At 31.4% G+C, this 25,946-nt stretch carries 22 protein-coding genes and 1 pseudogene; 11 read left to right on the top strand and 12 right to left on the bottom strand.

Going from position 1 to position 25,946, the window contains the following annotated elements; translation table 11 throughout:
- The first annotated feature begins 54 nt into the window (after nucleotides 1-54).
- A complete protein-coding gene (locus FOF46_RS23285) occupies nucleotides 55-2,211 on the top strand; it encodes a tetratricopeptide repeat-containing hybrid sensor histidine kinase/response regulator (protein ID WP_143918118.1) in 2,157 nt (718 codons plus the stop codon).
- Between the two features lie 63 nt (nucleotides 2,212-2,274).
- On the opposite strand, the gene FOF46_RS23280 is transcribed toward FOF46_RS23285, so the two are convergent.
- Together FOF46_RS23280 and FOF46_RS23275 are read right to left on the bottom strand one after the other, a co-directional pair.
- On the bottom strand, nucleotides 2,275-4,704 hold the full coding sequence (locus FOF46_RS23280; protein WP_143918117.1) for an alpha/beta hydrolase family protein: 2,430 nt from the start codon (nucleotides 4,702-4,704) through the stop codon (nucleotides 2,275-2,277).
- 107 nt (nucleotides 4,705-4,811) lie between these two features.
- Nucleotides 4,812-5,585, bottom strand: coding sequence for an alpha/beta fold hydrolase (locus FOF46_RS23275; RefSeq protein ID WP_244299727.1), 774 nt, complete (start codon nucleotides 5,583-5,585; stop codon nucleotides 4,812-4,814).
- 131 nt (nucleotides 5,586-5,716) lie between these two features.
- Here FOF46_RS23275 and FOF46_RS23270 point away from each other — a divergent pair, with 131 nt between their 5' ends.
- Complete coding sequence (locus FOF46_RS23270; RefSeq protein ID WP_143918116.1) at nucleotides 5,717-7,594, top strand: M61 family metallopeptidase; 1,878 nt, start codon at nucleotides 5,717-5,719, stop codon at nucleotides 7,592-7,594.
- A gap of 53 nt (nucleotides 7,595-7,647) precedes the next feature.
- On the opposite strand, the gene FOF46_RS23265 is transcribed toward FOF46_RS23270, so the two are convergent.
- From FOF46_RS23265 to FOF46_RS32390, 3 genes are all read right to left on the bottom strand, one after another.
- Complete coding sequence (locus tag FOF46_RS23265; RefSeq protein ID WP_235010996.1) at nucleotides 7,648-8,178, bottom strand: GNAT family N-acetyltransferase; 531 nt, start codon at nucleotides 8,176-8,178, stop codon at nucleotides 7,648-7,650.
- Nucleotides 8,179-8,228: 50 nt separating this feature from the next.
- A complete protein-coding gene (locus tag FOF46_RS23260; RefSeq protein ID WP_109437605.1) occupies nucleotides 8,229-8,690 on the bottom strand; it encodes a hypothetical protein in 462 nt (153 codons plus the stop codon).
- Between the two features lie 315 nt (nucleotides 8,691-9,005).
- Nucleotides 9,006-9,809: a carboxypeptidase-like regulatory domain-containing protein gene (locus FOF46_RS32390; RefSeq protein WP_208746812.1), complete on the bottom strand. Its 804-nt coding sequence runs from the start codon at nucleotides 9,807-9,809 to the stop codon at nucleotides 9,006-9,008.
- Between the two features lie 321 nt (nucleotides 9,810-10,130).
- On the opposite strand from FOF46_RS32390, the gene FOF46_RS23250 reads away from it, so the two are divergent.
- From FOF46_RS23250 to FOF46_RS23240, 3 genes are read left to right on the top strand one after another with little or no spacing between them, the layout of a single operon-like run.
- Nucleotides 10,131-11,990: a DNA topoisomerase IV subunit B gene (locus FOF46_RS23250; RefSeq protein ID WP_109437604.1), complete on the top strand. Its 1,860-nt coding sequence runs from the start codon at nucleotides 10,131-10,133 to the stop codon at nucleotides 11,988-11,990.
- A 31-nt stretch (nucleotides 11,991-12,021) separates the two neighbouring features.
- Nucleotides 12,022-14,655 (top strand): DNA gyrase/topoisomerase IV subunit A, encoded by a 2,634-nt coding sequence (locus FOF46_RS23245; protein ID WP_143918115.1) that lies wholly within the window; start codon nucleotides 12,022-12,024, stop codon nucleotides 14,653-14,655.
- Between the two features lie 16 nt (nucleotides 14,656-14,671).
- Nucleotides 14,672-15,514 carry a mechanosensitive ion channel family protein gene (locus tag FOF46_RS23240; protein WP_109437602.1) on the top strand — a complete coding sequence of 281 codons (843 nt, stop codon included), beginning with the start codon at nucleotides 14,672-14,674 and terminating at the stop codon, nucleotides 15,512-15,514.
- 42 nt (nucleotides 15,515-15,556) lie between these two features.
- On the opposite strand, the gene FOF46_RS23235 is transcribed toward FOF46_RS23240, so the two are convergent.
- The 6 genes from FOF46_RS23235 to FOF46_RS23210 all read right to left on the bottom strand — a co-directional run bounded on the left by FOF46_RS23235 (nucleotide 15,557) and on the right by FOF46_RS23210 (nucleotide 19,211).
- Nucleotides 15,557-16,135, bottom strand: coding sequence for a PhnA domain-containing protein (locus FOF46_RS23235; RefSeq protein WP_143918114.1), 579 nt, complete (start codon nucleotides 16,133-16,135; stop codon nucleotides 15,557-15,559).
- Nucleotides 16,136-16,232: 97 nt separating this feature from the next.
- Nucleotides 16,233-16,676 carry a GNAT family N-acetyltransferase gene (locus tag FOF46_RS23230; RefSeq protein ID WP_143918113.1) on the bottom strand — a complete coding sequence of 148 codons (444 nt, stop codon included), beginning with the start codon at nucleotides 16,674-16,676 and terminating at the stop codon, nucleotides 16,233-16,235.
- A 101-nt stretch (nucleotides 16,677-16,777) separates the two neighbouring features.
- The gene (locus FOF46_RS23225; RefSeq protein WP_109437599.1) at nucleotides 16,778-17,428 is read right to left on the bottom strand and encodes a tetratricopeptide repeat protein; all 651 of its coding nucleotides are present in this window, start codon (nucleotides 17,426-17,428) and stop codon (nucleotides 16,778-16,780) included.
- Nucleotides 17,429-17,487: 59 nt separating this feature from the next.
- A complete protein-coding gene (locus FOF46_RS23220; RefSeq protein ID WP_109437598.1) occupies nucleotides 17,488-18,288 on the bottom strand; it encodes a TerC family protein in 801 nt (266 codons plus the stop codon).
- Nucleotides 18,288-18,662 carry a DNA topoisomerase IV gene (locus tag FOF46_RS23215; protein WP_109437597.1) on the bottom strand — a complete coding sequence of 125 codons (375 nt, stop codon included), beginning with the start codon at nucleotides 18,660-18,662 and terminating at the stop codon, nucleotides 18,288-18,290. The genes FOF46_RS23220 and FOF46_RS23215 overlap by 1 nt, the downstream gene beginning before the upstream one ends.
- A gap of 69 nt (nucleotides 18,663-18,731) precedes the next feature.
- Nucleotides 18,732-19,211, bottom strand: coding sequence for a helix-turn-helix domain-containing protein (locus FOF46_RS23210; RefSeq protein WP_143918112.1), 480 nt, complete (start codon nucleotides 19,209-19,211; stop codon nucleotides 18,732-18,734).
- A gap of 382 nt (nucleotides 19,212-19,593) precedes the next feature.
- On the opposite strand from FOF46_RS23210, the gene FOF46_RS23205 reads away from it, so the two are divergent.
- The 6 genes from FOF46_RS23205 (at nucleotide 19,594) to FOF46_RS23180 (ending at nucleotide 25,839) form a co-directional block, all read left to right on the top strand.
- Nucleotides 19,594-20,751 carry a M14 family zinc carboxypeptidase gene (locus tag FOF46_RS23205; protein WP_143918111.1) on the top strand — a complete coding sequence of 386 codons (1,158 nt, stop codon included), beginning with the start codon at nucleotides 19,594-19,596 and terminating at the stop codon, nucleotides 20,749-20,751.
- Between the two features lie 74 nt (nucleotides 20,752-20,825).
- Entirely contained in the window at nucleotides 20,826-21,305 is a 480-nt protein-coding gene (locus tag FOF46_RS23200; RefSeq protein ID WP_109437594.1) for an Lrp/AsnC family transcriptional regulator, read from the top strand.
- 164 nt (nucleotides 21,306-21,469) lie between these two features.
- Nucleotides 21,470-24,055, top strand: coding sequence for a phosphoenolpyruvate carboxylase (locus FOF46_RS23195; RefSeq protein ID WP_109437593.1), 2,586 nt, complete (start codon nucleotides 21,470-21,472; stop codon nucleotides 24,053-24,055).
- A 139-nt stretch (nucleotides 24,056-24,194) separates the two neighbouring features.
- Nucleotides 24,195-24,707, top strand: a complete 513-nt coding sequence (locus FOF46_RS23190) for a DinB family protein (protein ID WP_109437592.1) — start codon at nucleotides 24,195-24,197, stop codon at nucleotides 24,705-24,707.
- 3 nt (nucleotides 24,708-24,710) lie between these two features.
- Nucleotides 24,711-25,100, top strand: a complete 390-nt coding sequence (locus tag FOF46_RS23185; protein ID WP_143918110.1) for a nuclear transport factor 2 family protein — start codon at nucleotides 24,711-24,713, stop codon at nucleotides 25,098-25,100.
- Nucleotides 25,101-25,125: 25 nt separating this feature from the next.
- Nucleotides 25,126-25,839, top strand: a complete 714-nt coding sequence (locus FOF46_RS23180) for a hypothetical protein (RefSeq protein WP_143918109.1) — start codon at nucleotides 25,126-25,128, stop codon at nucleotides 25,837-25,839.
- On the opposite strand, the pseudogene FOF46_RS32685 reads toward FOF46_RS23180, so the two are convergent.
- Nucleotides 25,832-25,946: pseudogene (locus FOF46_RS32685) on the bottom strand (IS982 family transposase); the annotation flags it as partial. The gene FOF46_RS23180 and the pseudogene FOF46_RS32685 overlap by 8 nt on opposite strands.

Raw genomic sequence — 25,946 nt, 5'->3', positions numbered from 1 at the left:
ATCTATAGTTTGGGAACTTTTAGAAAAGTATTGTTCGTATGTTACTTTATATTCATGGGATTTGTTTCTTATGGACAAAATAATGATGTAATAGAGGTTAGCGATAGTTTAGAAGTGTTCCTTTCAAAATCCAAAAAATTTCGTACTGCTTTCAAAATAAAAGAGTCATTGGATTATGCCATTAAAACAATTGACCTTGCACATCAATTAAATAGTGACGAGTATATATGTAAAGGTCATTATTTAATGGTAAGTAATTATGAAGTTATAGAAGACTATAAAAACATGGAGTTTCATAGTCAGGAAGCATTAAAATATGCAAGAAAAGCTAAAGATACAGTAATGATATCATATAGTTTGAATGCGTTAGGTGGGGTGTATTCAGATGGACTTGGTGAAGTAGAAAGAGGAATGGATTACTTCAATCAATCGCTTGAGGTTGCGGAAAAGGTTAAAGACAAAAGCAAAGAATTTCCTCCTGTATTAAACATAGGGTGGATATATATTAAAGAAAAAGAATTTGACCAAGCATTTCCATATCTAAAAAAAGCCGAAAAATTAACCGAAGATCATGCAGGTTCTTTTGGTATTGTGGCAACAAGTCATGTGAAATACCTTTTAGGCCGTTATTATATTGGCAAAGAACAATATGAGAGATCACATCAGTTATTAAATGAAGCTATAACAAACCTAGAAGGAATAAATGTTTTTTCGATCCTTAATGAGGCATATAAAGCAAAAGCAGAAGCTTTTGAAAAAGTAGGTAATGCAGACTCTGCACTATATAGCATAAATAAACACCTGTTTTATAGGGATAAACTATTAGATGAAGAAAAATTACAACAAATAGAAGTTGCTAAACTAAATTTTAATATAAGTGAATTTAAAAGAGAATTAGAAGCTAATAGAAGAGAAAAAGAGTACCTGGCAAAAATTGATAAGAGAAATATTGTTATTACTATTACTTCGATAAGTCTTATTTTGTTACTAGCTGGGATACTTTTTGTTTTTTATGGATATTCATCAAAGAAGAAACTTAATAAAGTATTAGAAGAACGAAATGAAGAGTTAATCAAAGCAAAAGCTGAAGCAGAAAAACTTACGAATACAAAATCTCAATTTATTTCTACCGTAAGTCATGAATTAAGAACTCCGCTATATGGAGTTGTAGGTATTACAACCTTATTATTAGAAGAAAATGATATTCCTGCCAAACATAAAAAACTCCTTAACTCTTTAAAATTCTCTGGAGATTATTTATTGGACTTGATAAATAAAGTTCTGAAAATAAGTAAAATAGAATCTAACAATGAAAAATTAACACGTACTCCAACTAACCTTCTTCAATTATCAAAAAATCTATTATACTCTTTTGAGTATCAGGCAAAGAATAAAAACAATGAACTTATCTTACAAATACCAGATGAATTGCCGGATGTATTAAGTGTTGACTCGCTTAAAGTCTCTGAAGTTTTAATTAACTTAATAGGAAATTCAACTAAGTTTACCGAAAACGGAAAGATATGGCTAAGAATTAAGATCATTTCCCTGGATAAGGATATGATCACAATTCGATATGAAATAGAAGATAATGGTGTAGGTATTCCCGAAGATAAAAAAGAATTTGTATTCGAAAAATTTTCTCATGTAGGTAGGGAGTTTAACAAGGCAGAGGGAACTGGATTAGGGCTGTCGATTGTGAAAAATCTCTTAGAAATGATGGATAGCGAAATTCATCTGGATAGCAAAGAGGGAAGAGGGACACGATTCTATTTTGATTTAGAGTTAGAGGTTATAAATGAAAAAGAAGAACAAGACATCGATACGAATGCTGATGGGATTAATGCAATGTATAGAAGAATATTGGTTGCAGAAGACAATAAGATAAATCAAATTGTGACTAAAAATCTTTTAAACATAATAGGATATGATTGTACTATTGTAGAAAATGGTTTTAATGCTGTACAAATGGTTCAAAAGGAAGATTTTGACCTTATTCTTATGGATCTTAATATGCCGTACCTTAACGGAACAGAGGCTACTAGACGTATACGCGAATTTGATCAGACGACACCTATTATTGCACTCACCGCTTCAGAGCTAAGTGAAATAGAAGAAGAATGTATGGCAATTGGAATGAATGATATTATAAATAAGCCACTTAATAAAAATGACCTCAAGAATATAATTACAAAGCATTTATTGCGGTAGAATTAAAAATATAAGGAATAGCCTATAATCAGAGACTATTTCTTATATTTTAATTAATACTTTTTACTTTAATTTTTTTCTATTCTTCACATATTTCTCTAGCCATTGATCTTGTTCCCATAATAAGTGTAATATTGATTCTTTTGCTCTGTATCCATGACTTTCTTTTGGTAACATCACTAATCTTGTAGTTGCTCCTAACCCTTTTAATGCATTAAAATAACGTTCACTTTGTAAAGGATAGGTGCCAGAATTATTATCTGCTTGTCCATGTATTAATAGCAAAGGAGTTTTCATTTTATCAGCATGCATAAATGGGGACATTGTATAGTATATTTCTGGTGCTTCCCAATAACTTCGTTCCTCACTTTGAAAACCAAAAGGAGTGAGGGTTCTATTGTAAGCGCCACTTCTAGCTATTCCAGCAGCGAAAAGATTAGAATGAGACAGTAAATTAGCGGTCATAAATGCTCCATAAGAATGCCCGCCAATTGCTACTCTCTCAGGATCAATATAACCTAATGTATTTACTGCGTCTATTGCAGCTTTACCATTTGCTATCAATTGTTTTCTAAAAGAATCATTTGGCTCTTCGTTTCCTTCTCCCACAATTGGAAATGAAGCACCGTCTAATACTACATATCCTCTGGTAACCCAGTAAAGCATTGACCCCCAGAAAGGATACGTGAATTTATTTGGGTTTGAAGTAGATTGCGATGCACTAGTCTTATCCTTAAATTCAACTGGATATGCCCAAAGAATCATTGGCATTTTTTCCTTTTTTGATTTATCATAATCTACTGGAAGATATAGTGTGCCCGAAAGTTCTAATCCATCCTCTCTCTTATATTTTATAACTTCTTTATGAACATTTTGTATACCAGAAAAAGGATTTTCAAAAGCAGTTATTTGTTTTAAGTTTTTTGCTGTTTTGATGTTTCTTATATAATAATTTGGATATTCGTTAGGAGATTCTATTCTTACTAAAAAATCTCCTTTTTTTATATCTATTGCCGAATAAATATTTTCTACCTTATCTGTGTATTCAGATTGATAAATACGAATAGTTTCATTAGATTTTACATTAAGTTTATCTATAAATGGAAATTGCCCATCTTTGGTATAGCCATCTCCTACCATATAGATATTATCATTATCAATATTAATTACAGAATATCCATATTCATTTTTAATTTTTATAGGTTCCCCAGGATCATTATATCTATCTTGGTAATTTCTATCATGGATAATATTTGATTTTTGATTCGGTTTTGATGGATTAAAAATATAGGTCTTTGTATTTCGAGTATTCCACCAATAATCATAAGCGATTGCAAGCTCACTATTATTAGTCCAGTTAATTCCTCCAAAGCGATTGATAGTTTTTAAAATTGATTTTGGAGTATCATTGAAAGGAGCTTTTAGTTGATATACTTCATCGCGATATTTAACTTCTATTTTAGGATCTCCGTTGTCCAATGCTTCAACCCAAACTAAGGTAGCTGGTTGATCTTTGCGCCAAGTCATAGACCTTTTACCGATTCTTGTTGACATAAATCCTTTTGGAAGGACTTCGGAGAGAGGTACTTTATTGATGGTTTTTATCTCTTCTCCATTACTCTTGTATAATTTGGTTTCTTGGGGAAAGCGTCTATACGGAACTAGATAAGAAAAAGGTTTTTGAATTGTAGTTGCAATTACATATTTACCATCTGGGGAGAACGAAAAGTTACGATACATTGCCTCTGATAACCAACTTGTTGAGGTTCCATCAAGATTTACTTTTTTAATTTCTGAGGTAGTTAACTGTTCAAAGTTGTACTCATCATTTGGATTCTTTAATAAATCCTGATATGTTCGATTTTGTGCTTTTGCTCCTTCACTTATTGTTATTGTAGGTCCTGTTGGGACTGCCTCTTCATTATCGATAAGTTGTTTCTTATTAGATGGAAGAAATTTTACTAATAAGGCTGAATTATCTCTAAACCATTTAAAAGGAATTCCCATATTAGCGTTTAGATTTGCATCTGTGATTTTACTAGCTTTACCTTCTGAAATATCTAATACCCATAATTCTACACCTTTTGATGTTGTATTAGTAAATGCAGCTTTATTCTGATCAGGAGACCAATTAAAATTAGTTATTCTTACATTTTTTGGCAGCCCTATAACTTGAATAGCTTCCTTATCATTTGTTTTTTTTAGTTTGATATTATTGTAATAATTAGCTCTACTTGAAATATTAGTTTTAGGATTAATTCGTAATCCTGCTAATCGCATTTCTTTTTCTGATAATTCTTCAATTGTCTTATAGCTATCTCTATAAAGAAAAACTAAGTTTTCTCCTTTATTATCAATACGAACAGAAGGCGCAAGAGGCACATCTACTAAATCTAAAATTTCTTTAGGAGGCTTTTGATAGTCTACACTTTCCTGACCATAAAGAATGCATGTAGTAAAGAAAAAAAATGAGATTAATTTGATGGATTTCATAATTCTAATTTTAGATTACAATGATAATAAATTAATATTTTTGATAATAAAGATGTACTTATTAATGTCTAAACATAAATATTTGTTACCAGTTTTTAAATAGCTAATCATGAAAAGACAATTTTTCTTATAAATTTAATAGTTTCACCAATAACAACTTCAGGATTTTCCCGATGCGGAGTGTGACCTACTTCAGGAATTAGTAATGATGTTGAATTTCCTTTAGTTGTATTTACAATAGCATTTACTTGATCAATTGTGCCATATTCATCTTTTTTACCTTGGATTATTAATGATGGACAGATGATGTGTGGTAAATATTCTTCAATATTCCAGGATTGATATGATTTGGATAACCAGGTTTTGGTCCATACTCTAAAAACGTCATCAGTCTTATCTCCATGATATTTTATTAATTTTTCCCTAAGATTTGTATTTTTATAGGCTTCAACGGCAGCTTTAATACCATTAATAGTTTCTTGTTCTACAAATACATGAGCTCCTTCTGTAATAATACCAATTATACTTTCAGGAAATAATGCGGCTGCTAGGAGTGCGATACTTCCGCCATCACTATGACCAAATAAGATTACATTTTTTAACGATAAATGTTTTATTATTTTTCCTAACGTCTGTGCTTCCTTTTTTAAATAGTTATGATCACGTTCTAAGGTTGCAAAAGGCTCTGATTGGCCATATCCCTGTCTGTCATAAGAAATAGCATTATATCCTGTTTCAGAAGCCAGTTTCTGAGGGAAATCTCTCCATAATTCATTGCATCCTAGAGAATCATGAAGAAAAATAAATGTCGGTTTTCTCTTGTCAATTAAATCGATTGTTGTAGAGAGTCGTAATCGATGATTATCAATTATTAAGTCCAAAATTGAGGTTTTGTTATAAAAAGTGCTAAAAATAAGCCAAAGTCTACACAAAATGTATAATTTGCGCTATTAAAGTTGAAACACTCAACTTTTTTTTTAGTCTAGAAATAGTAAATAGTTAATTTTATACAATGAAGAACACATTAGCCAAGATTTCAATTGGTGTATTACTAATTGGATGTGGAACAAAGAACCCATCCAATGATATTGCAACAAACTCACCTATAGCGACAGCTATTGACTTAACTCAAGTTAAAGAAGATAAAATACCGGTTACAATAGATCCGGGACGTTTTACCCAAGATTCTGTAAAGTACTATATTCCTAAAGTAGTTCAGGGAACCTATGCCGTTAGTGATTTTGGAAAGTTTGTTGATGAGGTTAAAGCTTTTGATTATGAAGGGAATGAAATTAATATCGAGAAAAAGGATACTAATATATGGTTAATACCAAATGCTAAACAACTTGATAAAATAACGTATTTAGTAAATGATACGTATGATATTGAAAATACAGATGTCGGTACTCCTTTTTCCCCATCAGGAACTAATACAGAACCAGAAAATTACGTATTAAACCTTCATGGATTTATTGGGTATTTTGATGTTTTAAAAAACAATCAGTATGCTTTGGATGTAAAAGCACCAACAGATATGAAAAGGACATCTGCGCTACAAAAAGTAGGATCAGAAACTAGTGAAGATGGTAAGGTTACTACAGATAAGTATTTTGCAGCTAGATATTTTGAGGTAACAGATAATCCAATGATGTATGGTAATCTTGATGTCGAGGAATTTATGGTTGGAGATATTAAAATTGTTTTGAGTATATATTCTCCGAATAAAGTACATACCGCAGCAAAAATAAAAGAGACTGTATTTAAAATGATGAAAGGACAAAAAGCATATCTTGGAGATATTAATAGTACCCCTCGATATGATATTTATCTTTATCTAGCAGAGGGAACTGAAGATTCGCCAACAGGGTTTGGAGCGTTAGAACATCATACGTCTACTGTTGTTGTTTTGCCAGAGCAAATGCCAGATGAGGCTCTTGCTTCGGCTATGATAGATGTAGTATCTCACGAATTTTTTCATATTGTAACTCCACTTAGCGTGCATTCTGAAGATGTACATTATTTTGATTATAATAAACCGACTTTTTCAAAACACTTATGGATGTATGAGGGAGTAACTGAGTACTTTGCTACTTTATTTCAAGTAAATCAAGGTTTGGTAGAAGAACAAGAGTTTTATGATAAAGTAATGGGTAAAATTCAAAGTGCAAATGGATTTGATGATACAATGAGTTTTACGGTAATGAGTGAGAATATTTTAGAAGAACCATACGCGTCCAATTATGTTAATGTATATGAAAAAGGAGCACTCATAGGAATGTGTATCGATATTTTGATGCGAGAAGAAAGTAATGGTACGAGAGGCATTTTATCTTTGATGAAAGAATTATCTTTAAAATATGGGAAAAACAAACCTTTTGAAGATGACAAAATTATTGAAGAAATTACTGCCATGACGTATCCATCGATTGGTGAATTCTTGAAAAAACACGTAGAAGGAAAAACACCAATTAATTATGAGGATTTCTTTAATAAAGTAGGGCTTTCTGTAGCGTCTGAAAAAGTGGAAACAAATTATATTCAAAATTCGGGAGCGTTAATTGTTGCTGGTAATCAAGAAAAAGGCACTATCTTTTTTACTGATTTAGTTTCAGATAACAGTTTCTGGGCAGATAATGGAGTGAAGCCTAATGACGATATCGTAGAGGTAAACGGTACAAAACTAACCTTACAGAATGCAAATAGTGTATTGGGTTCAACTTTTCAATGGCAAGAAGGAGATGATGTCGAAGTAAAGTTAAATAGAGCAGGAGAGGATATTGTTATAAAAACTAAAGTAACTAAGTCTTTTACAAATGGTAAAAAACTCAAAGCAGATACGGCAGCATCAAAACAAAAATCCACGCTTAGGGATGCGTGGTTAAAAGGATAACTATTCCTTATGGTATATAAAAAATGGCCCTTTTAAAGGGCCTTTTTTTTATACTATAACATTAGTCGAAAACCAAAAACAGGTAGTTCTCCTTGTTTAAAATCTAAATCTTCAGACCTTTTAAATCCAATATTCTCATACATCTTCCATGCAATTTGCATTGCTTTTGTTGAGTGAATTATAATCTGATTTTGATTTTCATCTTTCGCTATTTCTATACAAGCTTCAGTCAAGAGCCTGCCTAAGCCATTGCCTCTGGTATTTACATCAACCGCTAACAGCCTAAAGCCCGCTGCGCCTTTCTCTTTTGTGGCAGTACCTCCCGAACCATAGTATTTCATATCACCAAAGTAAACCACACTCCCTCCAATCTTTCCATTAGGAGAAACGGCTACCAATAGCTTAGTCTTTGGGTTTTTTGTTAAATTTCCAATATTTGCAAGCATTGAATAATAGTTTGGTTGCTCATTTTTATTCGGAAAGCCTTCTAATTGAGAATATACATTAACCATTAATTCTCCTATTTCATCAAACTCATTCTGATTAGCCTCTCTTACATTATATTTTGTAGTGCCTATATTCAATTTAATTAGATTTTTGTTACATAAATAATACCTGTTTCCAAAAGAGAAATTTAACGTTTTACATACCATTTAATAGCAAATGGTACCAAACCATGTCCTAATATTTCTCCTGTAACTACATTTCGCATCATTGTATCAGATTTGCCATTTGTTGCTGCTATTAGCGACCATTCCAGGTTTTCTTTTAGTTTTACAGTTTGTGTGTCATAACTTGGCGTTTGCCCAATTATAGGATCTATTTGTGCAAAAACAATGGTGTCACTTAATATGGTTAAAAATTTTGCGTCAGTAAAATGCTCAACTTTTTTGGTTTTATCACTACGTCTTTGTGATGACCAATATACACGTATTTTTTCTCCATTTCGAACAGCTTTAATAAGGGTTTCAATTTTTCCTTCTAAGGCTTTTCCGTCTTTATCATTATGATAGATGAGTTTCCAGTTACTACTATCTTGTGCAAAACTGTGTATAGACAAAAATAAGATTGATAGTAAAACGATTATTTTTTTCATTCTTGAATTTTAAATTATGAAGTAATAGTTAATTATTCTTTATAAAGAATAGTTTAATAATAAGAGATTAAAGGTAAAAAGGAAATAAATTATTTAGACCTTTAATAACAATTCTTTAGCATAATGTACTAATGAACCGATAAAGAATTATTAAAAGAATATTAATAACTTTATTCTAAATTTTGGAGAAGCTTTTTTGAACCTCATTACTATTTAATAAGGATGTGATTATTTACAATGCTAATTAAAAACCGCCTATGATGTTAAATCATAGGCGGTTTTTAATGAGTTAGATTTCGTTTTGTTAAGTTGGTTTTATGGAATAACAACTGAAATTGCATCCACAGTATTGGTATTGACATTGGGGAATACAGTTCTTCCCAGATCAGGGTCTTCATAAGAATTACTATAAAAGTTATCTCCATATACTTTAAACCATAAGGTTTCTCCAGATTCGAAGCCTAGTGATCTGAAAAATGAAATAGAGAATGTTAAATTGGCCGGATTGCCAGTAGTACCAATAATAGGAGAGAACTGTGTATACACCTCATTACTTACATCATCACTTTTATGATAAAAAATTCGTATTCTTTTTACCAAAAGATTCTCTGTCATGGGTCGACTTATATTAAGTATAATAAAATTGCCTTCTATTCTAACAGAAGTAGCAGTTATCATGCTATTAGATATTTGACCTAATTTAAGGACATTGGCCATTAATGTAAATTCTCCTTCATCTTTATGCTCGATATTAAAAATTTTGTGGATCCCAAAACCTTCTTTCTCAAATACCAAATTATATGTGCCAAAAGGAACATCTTTTAAAGAATAATTGCCATTGAGATCTGTTGTGGTAGTAATTAATGGATCGCTTCCTTCTATACTTACAGACATACCAGAGTTATCAACCATACTTTGATCATCGTCAAATAAATCTACTGTTCCGATGATATCAGCAGCGGGTATAGGATCTGGTTCCGGCTCAGGTTCTGGTTCAGGTTCAGGTTCTGGCTCTGCAATTGGTTCAGGTTCAGGTTCTGGGATAAAATTGTCATCATTACTACAACTTGAGAATAATAAGAATGAAAAAAGTAAAAAATAAATTGACAGTGTTTTCATGATTTTGTGTGTTTTTGTTTTCCAATTCGTATTTTTTGTTTAGTGTTTTTTATATTGGTTTTGAGGGAAGTTTTTTCGCTAAACAAATGTATGAAGCAAAGCACACTAGAGTCTATACGTATTTTTACGTGTTTTTAAGGTGTTTTTTACCATTTTTGTTTCCTTATTATTAGATCTTAAAATTATTAGGTATAATTTATCAATTCACTGGATACCAAATAATCAACAAAATTCGTTATGCATTTGTTAATTACTTTGTAGGATGGCTATTTTAATTTAATAAGTGAAGCCTTATATTAGCAGGCATTCTACCCAAAATTTATGAGCAAGGAAACCAAATATACCGAAGATAATATACGATCCCTCGACTGGAAGGAGCATATCCGTATGCGACCTGGAATGTATATTGGTAAGTTAGGAGATGGATCTTCTGCAGATGATGGAATTTATATTTTATTAAAAGAAGTACTCGACAATTCGATAGATGAATATGTAATGGGTGCTGGTAAAACTATAGAAATTTCTATTCAAGGAGATAAGGTGATCGTAAGAGATTATGGTCGTGGAATTCCTTTAGGAAAAGTGGTTGATGTGGTTTCAAAAATGAATACGGGAGGGAAGTATGACTCTCGCGCGTTTAAAAAATCGGTGGGACTAAATGGAGTTGGTACCAAAGCGGTAAATGCGTTATCTACTTTTTTTAGAGTTGAATCTACTCGTGATGGTAAATCAGCTTCTGCAGAATTTGAAAAAGGAAATTTAACCAACCAGGAAACACTGGATGAAACTTCGCGAAGAAGAGGAACCAAAGTTTCTTTTGTTCCAGATGATACTATTTTTAAGCACTACAAATACCGTTCAGAATATGTAGCCAAAATGCTTAAGAATTATGTATATCTTAATCCTGGATTAACCATCATATTTAATGGAGAAAAATATTTTTCAGAAAATGGATTAAGAGATTTACTTGCTGATAATATAAATACAGAGGATCGTTTATATGATATTATACATCTAAAAGGAGATGATATTGAAATCGCGATTACCCATAGTAAAACACAATACAGTGAAGAATATCATTCTTTTGTTAATGGGCAACACACAACACAAGGAGGTACACATCAAGCTGCATTTCGGGAAGCTGTTGTAAAAACCATCAGAGAATATTATGGTAAGAATTATGAAGCGAGTGATATTCGTAAATCTATTGTATCTGCCATAAGTATTAAGGTTATGGAACCTGTTTTTGAAAGTCAAACAAAAACAAAATTAGGATCTACCGATATGGGAGGAAACTTACCAACAGTGAGAACCTATATTAACGATTTTGTAAAAACTAAATTAGATAATTTCTTACATAAAAATCCTAATACAACAGAAAGTTTACAACGTAAAATCTTACAGGCAGAACGAGAACGTAAAGACTTATCGGGGATTCGTAAACTGGCTCGGGAGAGAGCTAAGAAAGCTAGTTTACATAATAAAAAATTAAGAGATTGTCGTGTTCATCTTACTGATAGTAAGAAAGATCGTAATCTTGAAAGTACATTGTTTATAACAGAGGGAGATTCGGCAAGTGGTTCTATTACCAAATCCAGAGATGTGAATACCCAGGCAGTATTTAGTTTACGAGGAAAACCCCTCAATAGCTACAATATGAGTAAAAAGATTGTGTACGAAAATGAAGAATTCAACTTGTTGCAAGCTGCATTAAATATTGAAGAATCTTTAGAAGATTTAAGATATAACAATATTGTAATTGCTACTGATGCCGATGTCGATGGAATGCATATTAGGTTATTATTGATTACATTTTTCCTACAATTCTTTCCAGAACTTATAAAAGAAGGACATTTGTACATACTGCAAACACCATTGTTTAGGGTACGTAATAAAAAAGAAACCATTTACTGTTATTCTGAACAGGAAAGAAGAGATGCTATCGCAAAATTGTCAGGGAAACCCGAGATTACTCGATTTAAGGGATTAGGTGAAATCTCACCTGATGAATTTGTACATTTTATTGGAGATGACATACGTCTTGATCCGGTAATGTTGGATAAAGAAAAATCAATAGAAGAATTACTGTCTTTTTATATGGGAAAAAACACACCACAACGACAAGAGTTTATTATTGATAACCTAAAAGTAGAATTGGATACAGTAGAGGAAGAGTTGTAATTATTAAAGTGCCCCTAAATTATATATAGATTTGGAAAACGAAAACGAAGAACTAGATCACGATTTAACTCCAGAGGATCACCAGCCGCAAGAGGTGATTACTAAAGTTACAGGAATGTATAAAGATTGGTTTCTGGATTATGCATCTTATGTAATCCTGGAACGAGCAGTACCCGCAATAGAAGATGGCTTGAAACCAGTACAACGTCGTATTCTTCATTCTATGAAGGATCTGGATGATGGTAGATATAATAAAGTAGCTAATATTGTTGGACATACGATGCAGTATCATCCTCATGGTGATGCTAGTATTGCTGATGCTATGGTACAAGTAGGACAAAGAGAGTTACTAATTGATATGCAAGGAAACTGGGGTAATATACTTACCGGTGATAGAGCGGCTGCATCCAGGTATATTGAAGCACGTTTGTCTAAATTTGCACTAGATGTAGTTTATAATCCTAAAGTTACAGATTGGCAATTATCGTATGATGGGAGAAAGAAAGAACCCATTAATCTGCCAGTTAAATTTCCTTTGTTATTAGCACAAGGCGCAGAAGGAATTGCCGTAGGATTAAGTACAAAAATCCTTCCTCACAATTTTATAGAATTAATTGAAGCGTCAATTAAGCATTTACAGGGTAAAAGATTTACTATTTTACCTGATTTTCCTACTTCAGGAATCGCTGATTTTACAAATTATAATGATGGTAATCGAGGCGGTAAGGTAAGAGTACGTGCAAAAATTGCTCAATTTGATAAAAACACATTGGTCATTGATGAGATTCCTTTCTCTACTACAACTACTAGTTTAATTGATTCTGTCCTTAAAGCAAATGAAAAAGGAAAGATTAAAATTAAAAAAATTGAAGATAATACTGCCGCAAAGGTAGAGATATTAATACATCTTCCTTCAGGAATTTCTCCTGATAAAACAATAGATGCATTATATGCATTTACAAATTGTGAAGTATCTATTTCACCATTAGGTTGTGTCATTGAGGACAACAGACCTAATTTTATTGGAGTGTCAGAAATGCTGCGTCGTTCTACTGATAATACAGTAGAATTACTCAAAAAAGAATTAGAAATTCAACTTGAAGAACTTCAGGAACAATGGCATTTTGCATCTTTAGAAAGAATATTTATAGAAAACCGTATTTATCGTGATATTGAAGAGGTAGATACTTGGGAAGGAGTTATAGAAGCTATAGATAAAGGGTTACAACCTCATATAAAACATTTGAAGCGAGCAGTAACAGAGGAAGATATTGTACGCCTAACTGAGATTCGAATTAAACGTATTTCAAAATTTGATATTGATAAAGCCCAGCAAAAAATAGAAGCTCTGGAAGAGGATATTGCAAAGGTAAAATACAATTTAGAACACCTTATAGAATTTGCAATTGATTATTTTAAAAGATTAAAAACAACATACGGAAAAGGGAAAGAGCGTAAAACCGAAATCAGGATTTTTGATGATATTGAGGCTACCAAAGTTGTTATTCGTAATACAAAACTATATGTAAATCGTGAAGAAGGTTTTATAGGTACTTCTCTGCGAAAAGATGAATATGTAGCAGATTGTTCAGATATTGACGATATTATCTGTTTTACAGGTGAGGGAAAATTGATGATAACCAAAGTAGGAGCAAAGACCTTTATTGGCAAAAATATTATTCATGTAGCAGTATTTAAGAAAAAGGATAAGCGTACCATTTATAATATGATTTATCAAGATGGTAAAGGAGGTTCGTCTTATGTAAAACGTTTTGCTGTTACAGGGGTGACTAGAGATAAAGAGTATGATTTGGCACAAGGTAAAAAATCTTCAAAAGTCATATATTTTTCTGCAAACCCTAATGGCGAAGCCGAAGTGATTACTATTTTCTTACGTCAGGCAGGAAGTATTAAAAAACTAAAATTTGATCTGGATTTTTCAGATTTATTAATAAAAGGTCGAGGGGTAAAAGGAAATATAGTTACCAAATACAATATTAAGCGAGTAGAGCTCAAAGAGCAAGGAGTCTCTACCTTAAAGCCACGAAAAATATGGTTTGATGACTCTGTACAACGTCTTAATGTTGATGGAAGAGGAGAATTGTTAGGTGAATTTAGAGGAGAAGATCGTTTACTGGTGATTACTCAAAAAGGTATAGCAAAAACAATTATCCCAGAGATGACACTGCATTTTAATTCAGATATGATCGTTCTGGAAAAATGGAAACCAAAAAAACCAATATCTGCGATTTATTGGGATGGAGAAAAAGAAAGATATTATGTTAAACGTTTTCTTATCGATAGTCCTGAACGAGAAGAAATGTTTATTACAGAGCATCCTAAATCATTTTTGGAAGTAGTATCTACAGATTATAGACCTATTGCAGAAATGGTATTTACTAAGCTTCGAGGAAAAGACCAACGCCCGAATGAAGAAATAAATCTTGAAGAATTTATTGCTATTAAGGGAGCAAAAGCACTAGGAAATCAGTTAACTACACATAAGGTAAGACAGATCAATTTATTAGAATCTTTACCATATGATGAGCCAGAAGCACTACCGGCAGAAGAAATAGAGGTAATAGAAGAAGAGAATGTTTCTTCTTCTGATTCTAACGGAACCACAGAAGTAGATGATGATAATGAGCAACCGACATTGTTTTAGATTACACAATTCTTAGGTGACAGAATTAATTAAAAAATATATCAATGTAGAAGATATAGAAGGTGTTATTCTGTACGCTTTTATTATTATTCTGATCAGTTGGGGTATTTCTTTGGTTGTTAAGTGGTTATTAATTCTTTTTTTAAATAGAAGACAAAAACGAGGGAGTTATAATGTCACAAAACTAAAATTTGTAAAAAACTCAATACGTTTCATTTTTATTATCATTGCTTTTGTGATTATTGTTGGAACTGTTCCTTTTTTAAGAAGACAGGCTACACTAATATTTTCTGGAGCAGGTATTCTAGCTGCAATTATAGGTTTTGCAGCTCAGGCAGCAATATCTAACCTTATCGCCGGAGTTTTTATTGTTTTGTTTGAGCCCTTTAGGATAGGAGATTATATCAAATTAGACCTTGAACGAGTTGGTATTGTTGTCGATATAACACTTAGACATACAGTAATTAATACGTTTGAAAACAAGAGATTAATCATACCAAATTCTATAATTAGCACAGAATCCATTCTAAATCATACTATTGAGGATAGCAAAGTACTTAGTTTTAATAATTTTAAAATAGGATTAAAAGCAGATGTGGATGTGGTTCGAAAAATTATTTTAGAAGAAGCAGCAAAATTAGAATATATCGCTAAGTTTAAAGAAGAAGAAAATAAGGTTGTTTCAGAAGTTCGTGTAATTGATGTTCATGAATCTTATGTTCATGTTAGGGCATATGTATGGATTTCGGAGCCTTTTAAGGAGTTTAAAATGAAATGTAAACTCAAAGAAAATGTACATAAAAGATTTTTAGAAGAAAATATAGAAATGCCAGTACCTATTCGTAGAATAATAAATTGATTAGGAGGCCGGCCTTTTAAGTAATATATCTAAAGTAATCTATTATGTTTTTTTGACAAATTTAGTAAGGATTACTATGTGTTGGCCACTTACACGTCCTTCTATATGTTCAGGATTGTCATGCACTAGCGAGATATTACGAACAGCTGTACCTCTTTTTGCTGTGAAATTTGCTCCTTTGACATCCAAGTCTTTTATCAAAACAACAGAATCACCTGTTTGTAAAAGTGCTCCATTAGCATCTAAATGTTTTATAGCCTCATCTGGGTCATCACCTTCACCCGTTGCTGCAGCCCATGCCATTCTATCTTCATCTAGATATAGCATATCAAGTAAATCTTGAGGCCAACCTTCAGATTTTAGTCTATTTAGCATTCTCCAGGCCATTACCTGTACAACAGGAACTTCACTCCACATACTATCATTAAGACAACGCCAGTGATTAGGGTCTATACTTTCTGGGTTTTCAATTTGATCTAAACAAATTTGAGAAATAAGAATATGGGCATCTATACCAGTTCCAGGAGATTTTGGAACCTGATAAACTTTTAAATTTTCAGTTTCTCCTGATAATTCACATACAGATCCGCTACGTTTAAGTAATTCTCTTTCAAGACTCATATTCAAGACTAATATTTGATACGTTTTTTAGAAATACAAAAATGCCTAAAATATTATAATTATGATAATTCTGCATCACTTATATTTATTGAAACTCTTATTTTACGAGCAATAGAACTTCTTTGTCATATGTAGAGTTACACCATTGATATTTTGAAAACACCTTATCAGGAATTTGATAATTATATTTTTGATAGTCTACAAAATCAAATTTTGAATAAAAGCTTTTGAGATTTTTGAAAGGTAAACACCAAACTCTTTTCTCAGGAGTTGTAAGTTCTAATAGTTTTTTTACTATAGCATCTGCAATTCCTAAACCACGATATTTACTAAATACATAAATACCACCTAATTCTAAATGATCAGCATCGATTTTGGTTAATCTCCCTAATCCACATTTTTGATTTTCGATCTCAGCAATAACGATATCTTCGGTATCAAAATTAGATGAAGTAAAATCAACCTCCTTATATTTCATGTTTATCCAATCCATTTCAGAATGGATTGCTTTTCGTACAGTTATATTATTTGGTTGCCCCATTATTTTTAGTTAGACATAGATTTGTTGTCTTAGAAAAGAGTAGAGTATAAGTTATTTCTATATCTTAATTGTATTTTTTTAAATCAAATGAGAGCTGTCAATTATTTAGATTTTCTTTTTACAAGTTCTATAAATAATACGATTTCTTGTTTTTTTGTTGCATCAAAAATAGATTGATAAATTTCGAGTGCCTTGTTGTAGTTTTGTTTTCTTTCATAGAGCCATCCTAAAAAAAACATACTAGGCACATGATTTGGATTCATTGTAAGACATTCTTTGTAATCAATTTCTGCCTTTATTAAATCATTGTTGGCAAAATATAAATTAGCTCGCTCCCAAAGCAAATCAATTGTTTTGTTTTCTGAGAGCTTAACATTAATGGATTGCACTTTAGATTGACTGTACTTTTTTTTCATTGCAAGAATTGACTGCGCTCTTAGATTATCAAAGTAATTGAAGTATGCATCACAATTTTTGACTAAATTCTGTTGCATTTCAAAAAATATCTTCTTCCCTAATTCCTGACCTTGTTTGTATTCTGGAACAGATGAATTTTTATCAATTAATTTATCTAACTCGGTTTTATAAGTATCAATATGTTTTGTAAAACACTTTTCTAATATACTGGTGTCATCACCTTTATTTTCTGTAAAACAAATACAGACATCTTGACTTATCTTTTCTATGATATCTTGTTGTCCAAAAATTGATATAGAAACAAGAAAAAGCAATACTGTTATATTCTCTTTCATGATAATTTTATTTTTTATAAACTTAAAGAGTTCATATAATTAGTATTCTATTCTTCTTTTTAACTAGTTGTTTTTTTATTTTTTTTGCGCAATTTAAAGTTTAAAAACTCAATAAATAAAGAAAAAGCTATGGTAAAGTAAAGATACCCTTTAGGTATCGTACCTACTTCACTATCAAATATTTGCAAATGAGCTAAATGTGCTGCTTCTGCAATTAACATAAATCCAATAAGGATTAAAAATGAAAGTCCAAGAATTTGAACCGATGGATGTTTATTTACAAAACGCCCAACAGGGGTCGCGAATAACATCATGATTAAAACGGAGATAACGACAGCGATAATCATGAGTAATAAAGCATCATTAGGATTCTCACTTAATCCGTTTGTCATACCAACCGCTGTAAGTATAGAATCAAAAGAAAAAACAACATTAATCAATGTAATTTGTACAATAGCGTTAGATAATGATGTTGAACTTTTGGCTTCGATTTCTTTCTCCTCTTCACCTTTTTCATCTACTTTTTCATGAATTTCATGTACACTTTTATATAATAAGAAAATACCTCCTCCAAACAGAATTAAAGCTTGACCACTTATACCAGCTTCTATCCACGGCAGATTGATGTGCCAAAAAGGAGCTTCCATAGCGACTAGTAATGAAATCCCAAACAGTAAAACAATACGCATTAGCATGGCCAACATTAACCCTATATTTGTAGCTTTTTTCTGTTGTTTTTCAGGTAATTTACTAGAAGCTATTGAGATAAATATTATATTATCAATACCAAGTACAATTTCTAGAAAAGTAAGTGTAAGTAAAGCTACCCAGGCATCAGCCGATGTGAAAATTTCTAACATTATTTTATTTTTTTTGCAGTTCCTCGTTCTTTATTAGTTGCACCTACAAGTCCGTATTCAAAAGTGTAAGTGTTTTTATCTGTAGATAAGATTTTCATATGTATGGCTTTTTCTTCTGCCATACTTTTTGGATGCAGTTTTTGTACAATATATTCACAATCATTGATCCATCTAACACTAGAAGTATCAGTCTTTCCTCTGAAATAATCTATTTCTATTTTTCCATCGCGAATAAACGTAGTTTTTACTAATTCACCATCTAATAAGGTTTCAAATTCAAATGTTCCCGTATGAAAATTTAAACAATCACGTTCTTCTTGCTGACAGCTGATTGTCAATAGTAAACAAAAGAATAATAAGAGTATTCGTTTCATGATGACTTTAAATGAAAAACGAAAATAAATCTATTTCGATAAAGTTAATAGGCAGGAAGAAAAAAGTTGTTAAGATTTTTTCATTTGATAAGAAGTAAAGGTGCCATCTTTATAGAAAATCACAATACGATCGATTTCACCTTCTGAAGAAATAACTCGCGAAACCTTCTCAGGGGAAGATATATTTTGTTGAACATTTTCTTTTTCTGAAGATGACTGTGAGAATAAATCTTGTTCTGTATCTATAATTGGAGTAGAAGTTTCTTGTGTATCAGTAGGAGGTTCTAAAATAGTTTTTTGTTCTTCTACAATGGTATTTTCTGATTTAGGAAATGTTCCTTTTCCATATAATAACCATTGTAACTCTACATCACTATAGGCATCAACTATTTTCATAACAAAGTCTAAACTAGGTTTATTTCGCCCACTAAGAATATGAGAAATAGAAGAGCGACCTACTCCCATATAATCTGCAAAGGATGAAGCCGATACGCCATAATAATCCATTACTTTTTGAATTCTTTTACCAAAGTCTTTATTGTTTACCATTGTAAACGAGTTTTAGAATAAATATTGATTACAAAGGTAAACAATTTTGGTCAGAAGTATAGTTTACAATTGTAAATCAAAGAGCTCTACGCTTTAATAATTTGTTCAGGTAAATACTCTTAATAGTCTCATTTAGATAATTTTATAATATATCATAAAAATACTTTAATTAATTTACTAATAACTATTATACAATTGGAAACTACTAAAAACAAACTGTTTACCATTGTAAACATATGGAACAAAAACTATTGTTTACAAATGTAAATGTCTTCTTTTTACAATTGTAAACCTTATCCTAGTTTACATATGTAACTAATTCTTTTATTTGTTATGAATCCTCAACAAACTATAGTAATTTCGTGACCTTCTAATACGTACTATGAATATTGATACATTAAAAAACTGGTTTACTTTATATAAAGAACCTTCCTTATTTGGACGCTACATTTGTTTAGATCACATTAGCCCTCTTTTGGACGAATTATCAAAAAAAGTTGACCTTAGACAAATAGGTTCTTCAGAAAATAACGCTCCAATACATTTAATAACTTTGGGAACTGGACCTAAGAAACTTTTGTTTTGGTCACAAATGCATGGTAATGAAAGTACAACTACAAAAGCTATATTTGATCTTATTAATCTACTTATAGATTCAAATAATAATATTGCTTCAGCTATTTTGAAAGAATGTACATTGTATATTGTGCCTATTTTAAGTCCAGATGGAGCAAAGGCATATACAAGGCTAAATTACAATAAAATTGATCTTAATAGAGATGCCCAAAATAAGACTCAGAAAGAAAGTATTGTTTTAAATGACTTAATCCAACAGATAAAGCCAGATTTTGGATTTAACCTTCATGGGCAACGTACTATTTTTAGTGCAGGAGAAACCAATTATCCTGCGACAGTATCATTTTTATCCCCAGCAGGAGATGCTAAGCGCTCAATAACTAAAAGTCGAAAACAGGCTATGCAGGTAATTGCAAAAATGAATGAGGTGCTTCAAGAATGCATACCAAATCAGGTTGGGAGGTATGATGATGGTTTTAATTTAAATTGTGTAGGAGATACATTATCATATATGGGTATACCAGCAATATTATTTGAATCTGGACATTATCCTAATGACTACGATAGAGAAACAACAAGACAATATATATTCTTTTCATTAATTACTTCATTACATTATATAAGTACAACAGAAATTACTGGAAAGGGATATAAAGATTATTATTTGATACCAGAAAATGGAAAATGTTTTTATGATATCATTGTTAGGGATGTTATTCTTAATGGAAAAAATACTGATATCGCCATACAGTATAAGGAAGAATTAACCAAAAATAATGTCAAATTCATACCTAAAATTGTTAAAATCGATAATCTTCAAAAGTTTTATGGACATAGAGAGATTATTGGTGAAAAAAGAGCAATACGTAACGAAAACGTTACAGTAGAGATAGTTCCAGAGGCAGAGCTGTTAAAATTTTACCTAGATTCTGAATTATTCTTAATAGAACAAGCAAAAAGTTAAAATAAAATGTGTGAATACTTGATTTTTCTGCTAAATTTGCAATGTAAATAATCGGGAAAAATAATATTATTACTATGGCAAAGTTTAAATTAGACGAAGTAGATCATCAAATTTTGGATATGTTGATTGAAAATACCCGTACACCTTTTACAGATATTGCAAAGAAACTATTGATCTCTGCGGGTACTGTACATGTGCGAGTAAAAAAAATGGAAGAAGCTGGAATTATTGAAGGGTCTTCATTAACATTAGACTATAAGAAATTAGGATATTCATTTATAGCATATGTTGGTATTTATCTTCAAAACACCTCTCAAACCAAGTTTGTTTTGGAGAGAATTAATCAAATACCTTATGTTACGGTTGCTCACATTACAACAGGAAAATTTAATATTTTCTGTAAAGTAAGAGCAAAAGATACTAATCATGCTAAGGATATCATCTTTAAGTTGGATGATATTGATGGAGTGTACCGTACAGAAACTATGATTTCATTAGAAGAAAGTATTAATGACAAGAAACGCTTGATGCATTCTATTTTTCAGGAATTATAAAGGGATAACTTTTTAAATATAAATATAAGCCCTTTAGGAAAAATTTCTTAGAGGGTTTTTTAATTCAAGAAAAACTTCTGAATGATTAGGAGGGCAGAGTTGAATAGAAACCTCTTGATAGTAAAGAAGTTATATTAACCAAAAACCATATTACCACCACACACATGGCTAGAAAACCAAAGATCGAACGTTTTAATGAGAATGTTCTAGCAAAGTATCAGATATACAATAGTATATTTATTACATTACCTTTTGATACTATTAGTAATACAGGAGTTTTATTACCACTGTTTAAAGAAGTATGTGAAAAAGGATACGACGAGCATAAGAATCCTACTGAAATTGTAGAAGATTTTTTCAATCTTTATCAGGATAACCCATCGACTACCGAAAAACACGATTTACTATTTAGATTTATCCAGTATATCGAGCGTCAGGTAGTATTATTTGATGCTATAGAAGATGCAGCTTTTCCTATAGTTAATAATATGGACGGTCGAGGGACATTAAGAAGTATTAAGGAAGAGGCTCAGGCAAAAGGACAATTAGAGGAACTTAAAGATTATTTAAAACGTTTTAAGATACGTCCAACACTAACTGCGCATCCTACTCAATTTTACCCAGGAACAGTATTAGGAATTATTCATGATTTAGATGCCGCAATTAGAGATAATGATTCTCCTAGAATTCAAAAACTGTTAGCGCAATTAGGTAAAACTGCTTTTTTTAAGAAAGAAAAGCCAACTCCGTATGATGAGGCAGTAAGCTTGATTTGGTATTTAGAAAATGTATTTTATCATGCTGCAGGGAATATTTATAATTATGTACAACAAAACATTTTTGAAGGAGAAGATCTGGAAAATGATTTAATTAATCTTGGTTTTTGGCCTGGAGGAGATAGAGATGGAAATCCGTTTGTAACGACAGAAACTACTTTGAAAGTAGCTAAAAGGCTTCGTAAGACCATTTTGATAAATTATTATCGAGATATGCGATCGTTAAAACGTAGAATTACATTTGGTAATCTTCAGGATAAAATTGCAGTTTTAGAACATGCATTGTATGAGAATTTCTATTATGCAAAAACAGCAGAACCATTGTCAATCGAAACATTGATGAATGGATTGTTAGAGATAAAGGAGGAGTTGATTTCTCAGCATCAATCTTTGTTTCTTGATGAGTTACAGGATGTAATCAATAAAGTAAAGATTTTTGGATTTCATTTTGGAACTCTGGATATTCGTCAGGATTCAAGAATTCATCATAAAGTACTTACAGAAGTAGTACAAAAAACCAATGCGCTAGGATTAGGTTTTTTTCCTGATAACTATGACACGCTATCTTCAGAAGAACAGTTCGAAGTACTTTCGAAAGTAAAAGGTAAGTTAGATCCATCTATTTTTGATGATGATATTGCCAGGGCAACAATAGAATCTATTTATGCTATAAAAACCATTCAACAAAATAATGGAGAGCGAGCGGCTAACCGTTACATTATCAGTAATAATGGTAATGAACTTAATGTAATGGAAACTTTTGCAATGATCAGATTATGTGATTGGCAATCTCCAACAGTAGATGTTATTCCACTTTTTGAAACGGTTCCTGATTTAAAAGTCTCTCATGAGGTGATGGAATCTTTATATAGCAATCCAGTATATATGGAGCACCTGAAACGTAGAGGAATGAAACAGACTATTATGCTTGGATTCTCTGATGGGACCAAAGATGGAGGATATCTTATGGCAAACTGGGGAATTTTTAAAGCTAAAGAAGCTTTAACCGAAATCTCAAGGAAATACGATGTAAAAGTAGTGTTCTTTGATGGTAGAGGTGGACCTCCAGCAAGAGGAGGAGGAAATACAAATCAGTTTTATGCATCTCTAGGGCCAACTATCGAAGATGAAGAGATTCAGTTAACTGTCCAAGGACAAACGATTAGTTCTAATTTTGGGACATTGGATTCTTGTCAATATAATCTGGAACAATTACTTGGTGCAGGAGTAGAAAATCAATTGACTAGTAATGAAGGCAATCTTTTTTCTAAAGAGAATAAGGAGACTATGCAAGAATTAGCAGATATAAGTTATCAAACTTATGTTGATTTTAAAAGTCATCCTAAATTTCTTCCATACTTAGAGCATATGAGTACTTTAAAATATTATGGAAAAGCAAATATTGGTAGCCGCCCATCTAAACGTAGTAAAAGTACAACTCTTGATTTTGGAGACTTACGAGCTATTCCGTTTGTAGGAAGCTGGAGTCAATTAAAACAAAATGTACCAGGTTTTTATGGAGTGGGAACAGCATTAAAAGCATTTGAGGATAAAGGAGAGTTTAAGAAAGTTGAATCATTATATAAAGGGTCTCCTTTTTTTAGAACTTTAATCGGTAACAGTATGATGAGTCTTACTAAATCATTTTTTGAACTGACTTCCTATATGAAAGAAGATGAAGAATATGGAGCTTTTTGGGATATTATTCATGAAGAATATCTATTAACAAAACGATTGCTTTTTAAATTGACAGGATATTCAGAATTGATGCAAAATGAACCTGCAGGGAAAGCATCTATTGATATTAGAGAAAATATTGTATTGCCATTACTTACGATACAACAGTATGCTCTCAAGAAAATTCAGGAATTAAGAAGAGATGATAATGTAAAACCAGAGGACTTAGTTATTTATGAGAAAATGGTTACCCGTTCTCTATTCGGAAATATTAATGCAAGTCGTAATTCTGCATAAAAACTAATAAAGTACTGTTAAGAATATTGAAAAATGAGGTGGAATTATTAATTTTCTGCCTCATTTTTATTTCTAAATAATTATGCTTGATATTTATATCAAGATTTTAACAGTCATTTTTAATTTATAATAAAAAGTTATGTTGTCTCAAATAAGCGAAAACGAATACAATCCTTATTATGCTATGTATATCTCAAAAGCAGAATATCCAGATATTGTATTAGGGCTGCAAAATAGTCGTGAAGAATTTGTTGATTTTGTACAATCTATTCCAGAAGATAAAATGACTTATGCTTATGCAGATGGAAAATGGACAGTTGCAGAAGTATTACAACATTTAATTGATACAGAACGTATTTTTTCATACAGAGCATTGCGTTTTGCAAGAAATGATCAAACACCTATTATGGGTTTTGAACAAGATGATTATGTTCCTAATTCTAATGCAAATCATTATAGTAAAGAAGATATGTTATCCGATTTTGTAGCAGTAAGAAATAGTTCTATAACATTATTTAAAAGTTTCACAGATGAAATGCTAACCAGGATAGGCGAAGCCAGTAAAAGTCCAATGAGTGCTAGAGCTGCTGGGTATATATTATCAGGACATCAAAAACATCATTGTGAAATTATTAAAGAAAGATACCTCTAAATAATGACTAAAGAACAAGTTGCTCATGACTATCTTTCTTTTTTGGAGAAAGGTAAAATGGATAAAGTAGTTGATCTTTTTGCTAAAAATGGATGTGTAGAATCTCCTTTATATGGAGTACTACCTGCGGTCGATTTTTATAAAGATTTGGCTAATGATACTATGGCATCTATATTAAAGTTTGATGGTTTATTTTTTGAAAAAAACACAAATCGTGTTTCATTGCTTTTTGAGTATATATGGAAATTAAAAGAAGGAGAAAAAGTGCAGTTTAAAGTAGTTGATATTATCGAGCTTAATACTGAATTTAAGATAGAAAAATTGACAATAATTTATGATACGGTTAAGAGCAGAGCTGCGTTAGAAAAGTTACGTAAAAATCGAATGCAATAGTTATACATAAAGATAAATTATAGAAATGAATCTAACACTCACGAATACACTTTTACTTTTTGGGATTTTTCAAAGTGTAGTGATGATTTTTTTGATATTGACAACCAGAAATTGGAGGCAAATTCAAAATAAGATTTTACTTTCGATATTAGTGGTGTTAGGAGTATCTCTTCTTCCAATGTTTCTGGGTAATTCTGGAGTTGTCGAACAGAATTCTAATTTATTGTTTTTACCAGCACACCTTTCTATTTTTATTTTTCCACTTTTGTTTTTGTATTTCAAATCCATTTTCGTTCTTAATTTTAAAATAGATAAATCTAGTGTGTTACATCTTGTTATACCTATTATTTTTTGGGTCTATCTTGTTATTATATGGTTTAATACTTTAGGTGAACCTATAGCTCAAAAAAGAGAAGTGGCTATATCTTTTTATTATTTTCAAATTAAAACTATACATGATATTGTGTTGCTGCTAATGGTTTTGATGTATACCTGGCTTGCAAGTCAATTGATGTATAATGCTAAGAAAGAAAGGCTCTCAAAAGATCAAGAGAAATTTTCTAAATGGCTCAGGTATTTGTTATTGTTTTTAGTTGCTGGAGCTATTTTAGATATTACTTCGCTTGTAATAGGAGAAATGTATGGTTATTGGAAAGGAAGCCCGTTAGATGAACTATTAGGTATTCCCTTTGTTTTACTTATAAAAATATACTATTCAACCCGTTGTGCATTTAGTTAATATTAATTTTTAGGTTGTTTATATTTCTGTTGAATTCAAACCTATTGATATATTGAATAATGGTCATTGCTGTGATCTTTGATAAGATTCTATTTTTAAATCCCTCA

Source organism: Aquimarina algiphila, from assembly GCF_007489275.1.
Lineage (GTDB): Bacteria > Bacteroidota > Bacteroidia > Flavobacteriales > Flavobacteriaceae > Aquimarina > Aquimarina algiphila.
This window is presented reverse-complemented; position numbering and strand designations above follow the sequence as displayed.

Bases quoted from the DNA above. Each gene is read 5' to 3' on its own strand.
- FOF46_RS23260 (WP_109437605.1), bottom strand. From the start codon at position 8,690: ATGAAAAAAATAATCGTTTTACTATCAATCTTATTTTTGTCTATACAC.
- FOF46_RS23210 (WP_143918112.1), bottom strand. From the start codon at position 19,211: ATGGTAAACAATAAAGACTTTGGTAAAAGAATTCAAAAAGTAATGGAT.
- FOF46_RS32390 (WP_208746812.1), bottom strand. From the start codon at position 9,809: ATGAAAACACTGTCAATTTATTTTTTACTTTTTTCATTCTTATTATTC.
- FOF46_RS23280 (WP_143918117.1), bottom strand. From the start codon at position 4,704: ATGAAATCCATCAAATTAATCTCATTTTTTTTCTTTACTACATGCATT.
- FOF46_RS23195 (WP_109437593.1), top strand. From the start codon at position 21,470: ATGGCTAGAAAACCAAAGATCGAACGTTTTAATGAGAATGTTCTAGCA.
- FOF46_RS23230 (WP_143918113.1), bottom strand. From the start codon at position 16,676: ATGGGGCAACCAAATAATATAACTGTACGAAAAGCAATCCATTCTGAA.
- FOF46_RS23185 (WP_143918110.1), top strand. From the start codon at position 24,711: ATGACTAAAGAACAAGTTGCTCATGACTATCTTTCTTTTTTGGAGAAA.
- FOF46_RS23270 (WP_143918116.1), top strand. From the start codon at position 5,717: ATGAAGAACACATTAGCCAAGATTTCAATTGGTGTATTACTAATTGGA.
- FOF46_RS23220 (WP_109437598.1), bottom strand. From the start codon at position 18,288: ATGTTAGAAATTTTCACATCGGCTGATGCCTGGGTAGCTTTACTTACA.
- FOF46_RS23235 (WP_143918114.1), bottom strand. From the start codon at position 16,135: ATGAGTCTTGAAAGAGAATTACTTAAACGTAGCGGATCTGTATGTGAA.
- FOF46_RS23250 (WP_109437604.1), top strand. From the start codon at position 10,131: ATGAGCAAGGAAACCAAATATACCGAAGATAATATACGATCCCTCGAC.
- FOF46_RS23225 (WP_109437599.1), bottom strand. From the start codon at position 17,428: ATGAAAGAGAATATAACAGTATTGCTTTTTCTTGTTTCTATATCAATT.
- FOF46_RS23180 (WP_143918109.1), top strand. From the start codon at position 25,126: ATGAATCTAACACTCACGAATACACTTTTACTTTTTGGGATTTTTCAA.
- FOF46_RS23200 (WP_109437594.1), top strand. From the start codon at position 20,826: ATGGCAAAGTTTAAATTAGACGAAGTAGATCATCAAATTTTGGATATG.
- FOF46_RS23190 (WP_109437592.1), top strand. From the start codon at position 24,195: ATGTTGTCTCAAATAAGCGAAAACGAATACAATCCTTATTATGCTATG.
- FOF46_RS23205 (WP_143918111.1), top strand. From the start codon at position 19,594: ATGAATATTGATACATTAAAAAACTGGTTTACTTTATATAAAGAACCT.
- FOF46_RS23285 (WP_143918118.1), top strand. From the start codon at position 55: ATGGGATTTGTTTCTTATGGACAAAATAATGATGTAATAGAGGTTAGC.
- FOF46_RS23215 (WP_109437597.1), bottom strand. From the start codon at position 18,662: ATGAAACGAATACTCTTATTATTCTTTTGTTTACTATTGACAATCAGC.